Below are 5,743 nucleotides of genomic sequence, written 5' to 3'. Positions count from 1 at the left end.
TCGGTGGTCTCTCCGCCGGCCCCCACGCCCGTCTCCTCGGGCTCTCGCGCGAACCGGTCGCCCGCCACCCAAGCGCCGGCCGCCACCAGTACCAACGCGGACACGGCCGCCCCCGCCAGGAGCAGGGACCGACGCCGCTTCGGACGCCGACGCGGGACCGGGTCCCCGGTGAAGACGGTGGGCGGGGGCGGCGCCTCCCACCCCTTCCGCAGCACTTGGGTGACGAGTTCGGTGGCCTCCGGTCCCGGGCCGACCATCGTGGCCCGGTCCGCGCCGAGCAGTTCCGCGAGTGCCTGCTCCACGGTGGGTCTTTGCCGCGGATCCTGACCGGTCGCCGCCCGCACCAGCGGCATCAGCGAGTCCGGAACCCCCGCCAGGTCCGGTTTCCCGTCCAGGACCCGCACCGCCATCGTCTCGGCCGACCCCGTCCCGAAGGGGGAACGCCCGGTGGCCGCGTAGGCGACCAACCCGCCCCACGCGAAGACGTCCGCGGCGACCGATGGCGGAGCGCCCCTGAGGAGTTCGGGGGCGACCCAGCCCGGGGTGCCGAACAACCCGCCGGTTCGGGTGATGGCGGTTTCGTCGATGGCCCGTGCGATGCCGAAGTCCAGCACCTTGGGTCCGTCGGGCGCGAGGATGACGTTGCCCGGTTTGAGGTCGCGGTGCACGATCCCCGCGGCGTGAACGGCCCGCAACGCCTCGGCGACACCGGTCGCGAAGGCGTGCAGGGACGTTCCGGTGAGGGGCCCGTGCGCGCGGACGTGTTGACGCAGGGTCGGCCCCGACACGTACTCGGTGGCCAACCAGGGTTGGTCCGCGTCGGTGTCCTGGGCCAGGAACCTCGGCACGCACGGACCGACGACCCGACCGACGAGGTCGGCCTCGCGTCGGAACCGTGCCCGGAACTCGGGGTCGGCGGCCAGGTCACCGTGGACGAGCTTGACGGCGACCAGCCCACCGTCGGGGGACCGCGCGGCGTACACGGCGCCCATGCCGCCGGCACCGAGGCGACCCACGGTCCGGTACCCGCCGATCTCGACGGGATCGCGGGGCTTCAGGGGAGGAAGGGACGGAATATCGGCGGTCACGGGCACTCCCGGGGGATGTCGATGCGAAGGTGTGCGCGGCGCGAGCGGGTGTGCCCTAGCGGGGCCCGTGACCGTGGTACCGCTGCTGTCGTTCGGCGATCAGTCGACGTTGGAACCGGCCGCGCCGCACCGCCGTGGTGACGATGATCGTCAGCCCGAGCACCAGACCGAGGAAGGACGGGACGAGAGCCCACAGGATGGTGGAGCCCACGCCCCGCACGATCTCGACGCCACCGTCCCCGTTGTTCGTCACCGCGAACTCGGTGGTGGTGGAGTCATCGGAACAGGACAGGGTGTACTCACCCGCCTCGCTGAGCTCGTACGTCCCCACCAGGGACCAGCTCTCGGCGCCGATGTCGACGTTGTGGCTGTACCCGGGGCTGTCGAAGTCGGACCGGTCGCCGTCGGGCAGCAGCAGGACGCACGCTTGTCCGCCGCCGCCCGAGGACGAGTACAGACCGAGCTGGAACCCGGGGTCCGCCACGGTGAAGGAGCTCTCCTGACCCGAGGTCACCCGGGCCTCGAAGTCGGGGATGCTCACCGTGGAGACCAGGGAGAGCACGAAACCCACGATCGCCGTGGCGATGCCACCGGCGATGACGAGGGCGCCGATGACGAACCAGCCCCTCCCGGGGCGGACCTCACGCGCGTCGACGTGGATGTTCGGGCGGCCGTGGGGGCCGGGGTGACCGTAAGGCGGGTGCTGACTCATCGCAGTTCTACCTCGACCGGGTGTGAAAGCGCCGGTGGGCGGTCCGCCGGCGGTGTTCGTTGAGACGCGCGCCGGTCGGACTTCGTTGCACGAACCCGGTCAACCGTTTCGGCCGGCCGCCTCGCGTGCCCGTCTCGCCATGCGGTCCGGGTAGGTCGCCCGCCGGATCGCGAGGGTGACGAGTGTCGCGATCATCGCGACGACTCCGAGGAGGACGGTTCCGAAGATGGTCAACACCAGGAACATGCCCCGCCGATCGGCCTCGTGGGCGGTGCGGGTCTCCGCGACCACGTGCGACTGTTCAAGGGCTCCCTCGCAGGTCAGTGTATAGAGACCCGGTGTGGAGACGTTGACCGCGTACTCCAGTCGCCAGTCGTTCCAACGATGGCCGACCTCGCGTTCGGAGATCCAGGGGCGGTCGGGTCCCTCGATGTGGCAGTCTCCGACGTGGAGTTCGGCAGGGGAGGCGTACAGACCGAGTTCTCCGACGTCTTCGGTCCGGACGTAGAACTCGGTGGATCCGCTCCCCTCCACCACGTCGGAGACGAGCTCGGGGGTCCTGTCGGGGCCCGGCAGCCCGCCGCCGAACAGGTGGAAGAGCAGTAACCCGACGCCGACGAAGGCGGGCGGGATGAGCGGGACGAGGAAGAACCACCTGCGGCGGGGGCGGCGGTCCGCGGCCGGGGTCGCAGGTGCTCGCGATGGCGCGGGCATGGGGCGGAATCCGAATCTCGCCTGTTCGGCGGCGATGGTCGCCCGGGTTCGCACGGCGTTCAGCTGCGCCAGACGAGTGGACCTGGCGATGAACACACCGAGGACGATGCCGAACGTGGCGAAGATGGCGAGGACCAGCACCAGGATGGTCAGCACGCCCACCCAAGAGGGCACTTCGAACCACTCGGTGAGGGTCAACACCACGACCATGAAGACGATCGCCGCGGGCAGCAGGGAGCCGCCGACCCAGTACCAGCGCCTATTCGGACGGATCGCCTTCGGGTCCGGCTCCGGAGGGATCGGCGGAGTCGGCCGGTGCGGTGGGTCCGGCGGAGGCCCGGGGGGACCCGGAGGGCCGGGTGGATCAGGGGGACCGGGCGGCCCGGTGGGAGGTGGCGGTTGCAGGGGGACCGGGTGGGCCCACGCTCCGCCGTACGTATACGAAGGTGGTGGAGCCGCCGGGGGTTGAGCGGGCGTTGCCAGACGTGGTGGGCCGGTCGGTCGCCGTTCGTTTCCGGGCTCGGGGGAAGGCGACGGTTCGAGTGGCTGCGACATGGGGGTACCTGCTGGGTCGGATCAGGGCTGACGGACGGCGGAACGGCGACGCACGGTGGTGACCACCGCGACCACGATCGCCGCGAGGAGGAGGGACGGGGCGACGAAGAGAGCGGTGATCGTGACGAGGACCTTGACGAGCTCGAACGCGCGGATCGGCCCGGTACCGCCGAGGGCGTACTCGTCGGAGTTTCCGTTGCGGTGCAACCTGTGAGTGCCGGGCTCGGGGGGTCTCCAACTCGCCTCGGACTCCCCATGAACCGAAGCTGACGTCGCTGCCGCCCGGTACGCGGGAGACGTTGCCGGCGATCCCTCCATCCGGCGCGTAGAACCAACAGGACGGGCCATGGCCCACTTCGGAGGAGTGGACCGCGTACGTTCCCTCCTCGTCGTCGAACCGCTCCAGCACGTTGGGGCCCGGGAGGAAGGCGTTATGGCTGTAGAAGTAGGGCCCGAAGAACAACGACACCGCGGCGATCGCGAGGACGATGGACCACCGGTGGTCGCGTGCACGGGACGTCCTCTTCCGTGCCGGGTCCTGCGGCCACCCATGTGACCGGAGCCGGGGGGAGGCGCGGGTGGTACGGGGTACCCGGGTGGACGCCGAGGGGGATTGCGCATGCACGAAGTGTTGCAGAACGCCCTGGCAAGAGCGGAATCGGGCACCTTGGTCTCAGTGAGACATGGGGCCTCGCGGGTACATACATGTCGTGAGCGGGGCAACTCGTCAGTAGTTCCGGTGAACCCCTTGTCAAGACCCTCACCTGGGGATTCAATCAGGGGCCTAGGGCAAGAGGACGCCGGGAGCGCAGCCACCGCGACGGAGGGACCCACCGATGTCCAGGGCATGGAACGCGTGGTCGTGGGAGAGCGACCCGGACAGTGTGCGCCGGGACGTGGCCGTCGCGCACGAACGCTTCACCGACTCCGGCCGACTCAGCGGTCGCGTGCGCTCCGTGGTCGGCGAGTCCTGGCGGCGCAGCGCCCGGCACGGGATCGATCCGGACCTGACCCTTCCCCGACTCGAAGTCACCGGACCCGACCTGGACGACCAGCGCGACGCGCATCCGCTCGCCGCCACCATGCCGCTGCTGCGACGACTGCTGCTCGAAGGCGCCCCGGGTCCGCAGATCCTCGCGGTCGGCGACGTGTCCGGGCGCCTGCTGTGGGTGGAGGGCGATTACGGGCTGCGCACCCGTGCCGAGGAGATGCACTTCGTGGAGGGCGCGAACTGGCACGAACGTTCGGTCGGCACCAACGCGCCCGGGGTCGCCCTGGCCCTGGACCACGAGGTGCAGGTCTTCGCCAGCGAGCACTACAGCCGGGGAGTGCAGCACTGGAGCTGCTCCGCCGCGCCCCTGCACGACCCCGACACCGGCGCGCTCCTGGGGGTCCTGGACCTCACCGGTGGTGACCACCTGGCCTCGCCGCAGGCGTTGGCGCTGGTCCGAGCCGCGGCGGCCGCCGCGGAGATGGAGATCCGGGCCCGTCGGCTAAGCGGACCGCCGCCCGCCCCGCGTGATCCGCGCACCCCGGCCCGATTCCGGGTGCTCGGTCGCGATCAGGGACTCCTCGAAGTGGACGGTCGCTCCGTCGAGCTCAGTACCCGCCACTCCGAGATCCTCCTGCTGTTGACGCGGCATCCACGGGGTCTGACCGGTGACGCCCTCGGCGTCCTGCTGCACGAACGCGACGCCTCACCGGTGACGATCCGGGCGGAGATGTCGAGGATGCGTCGCCTGCTGGGCAACGACCTGTTCGCCTCTCGCCCCTACCGGCTGCTCCGGCCGGTGCGCACCGACCTGGACCAGGTGCGCGAACACCTGGGGGAGGGCGACTATCGCCAGGCCGTCAACGTCTACGAGGGGCACGTGCTGCCGCGTTCGGAGGCTCCGGGGGTGGTGGAGGAACGCGACGAACTCCAGGCGGAGGTGTGCGAGGTGCTCGCCGCCCACGCCGACCCGAGGACCCTGCTGGCGTGGTCGGAACAGCCGGAGTGGCGCGAGGACCCCCGGGTGCTCGACGCCGCGTTGCGCGCCACCGACCCGGGGTCGCCCCGGCACGCCACGCTGCGGGTCCGTCTGCGCAGGTCGGGCTACTGAACACGGGTTCACGCACCGTTGCAACGTGGTCGCAACCTCGATGTAACTAGCGTCACACCCGACCGTCCCTGGGAACTTCGCGCCGGGGCGGCGACCACCGGCGCTCCCACGTCGAAGGAGGCACACCAATGGCGATCTACGCTCCCCCCGGTGAGGCCGGCAGCGTCGTCCAGTACGCGCCGCGTTACGACAACTGGATCGGAGGCGAGTGGGTCAAGCCGGTCAAGGGACGCTACTTCGAGAACCCGAGCCCGATCACCGGGCGCACCTTCACCGAGGTGGCCCAGAGCGGTGCCGACGACATCGAACTCGCACTCGACGCCGCGCACGGAGCCGCGCCCGCGTGGGGCCGAACCAGCGCCGCCGAGCGCGCGTTGATCCTCAACAAGATCGCCGACCGCATGGAGGAGAACCTCGAACGGATCGCGGTCGCCGAGTCCTGGGAGAACGGCAAGGCGGTCCGCGAGTGCCTGGCCGCCGACATACCGCTGGCCATCGACCACTTCCGCTACTTCGCCGGCGCGGTCCGCGCCCAGGAGGGCCACAGCTCCCAGATCGACGGCGACACCGTC

The 5,743-nt window shown here is 70.7% G+C and carries 6 protein-coding genes; 2 read left to right on the top strand and 4 right to left on the bottom strand.

Annotated features, from left to right (window positions below; genetic code table 11):
• The 4 genes from K8V84_RS21865 to K8V84_RS21850 form a co-directional block, all read right to left on the bottom strand.
• A partial coding sequence (locus K8V84_RS21865; RefSeq protein WP_304078126.1) for a serine/threonine-protein kinase occupies positions 1 to 1,088 on the bottom strand: 1,088 nt, incomplete at its 3' end.
• Positions 1,089 to 1,143: 55 nt separating this feature from the next.
• A complete protein-coding gene (locus K8V84_RS21860; protein ID WP_304078124.1) occupies positions 1,144 to 1,800 on the bottom strand; it encodes a hypothetical protein in 657 nt (218 codons plus the stop codon).
• A gap of 99 nt (positions 1,801 to 1,899) precedes the next feature.
• Positions 1,900 to 2,724 (bottom strand): hypothetical protein, encoded by an 825-nt coding sequence (locus K8V84_RS21855; RefSeq protein WP_304078121.1) that lies wholly within the window; start codon positions 2,722 to 2,724, stop codon positions 1,900 to 1,902.
• A gap of 366 nt (positions 2,725 to 3,090) precedes the next feature.
• Positions 3,091 to 3,276 (bottom strand): hypothetical protein, encoded by a 186-nt coding sequence (locus tag K8V84_RS21850; RefSeq protein WP_304078119.1) that lies wholly within the window; start codon positions 3,274 to 3,276, stop codon positions 3,091 to 3,093.
• A 629-nt stretch (positions 3,277 to 3,905) separates the two neighbouring features.
• Between K8V84_RS21850 and K8V84_RS21845 the strand changes: the two genes are divergently transcribed.
• Positions 3,906 to 5,171, top strand: a complete 1,266-nt coding sequence (locus K8V84_RS21845; protein ID WP_304078116.1) for a GAF domain-containing protein — start codon at positions 3,906 to 3,908, stop codon at positions 5,169 to 5,171.
• Positions 5,172 to 5,299: 128 nt separating this feature from the next.
• The coding region (locus tag K8V84_RS21840; RefSeq protein ID WP_304078113.1) for an aldehyde dehydrogenase family protein at positions 5,300 to 5,743 on the top strand (444 nt) is incomplete at its 3' end.

Source organism: Nocardiopsis listeri, assembly GCF_020741345.1.
Taxonomy (GTDB): Bacteria; Actinomycetota; Actinomycetes; order Streptosporangiales; family Streptosporangiaceae; genus Nocardiopsis; species Nocardiopsis listeri_A.
This window is presented reverse-complemented; position numbering and strand designations above follow the sequence as displayed.

Bases quoted from the DNA above. Each gene is read 5' to 3' on its own strand.
- K8V84_RS21860 (WP_304078124.1), bottom strand. From the start codon at position 1,800: ATGAGTCAGCACCCGCCTTACGGTCACCCCGGCCCCCACGGCCGCCCG.
- K8V84_RS21845 (WP_304078116.1), top strand. From the start codon at position 3,906: ATGTCCAGGGCATGGAACGCGTGGTCGTGGGAGAGCGACCCGGACAGT.
- K8V84_RS21855 (WP_304078121.1), bottom strand. From the start codon at position 2,724: ATGGTCGTGGTGTTGACCCTCACCGAGTGGTTCGAAGTGCCCTCTTGG.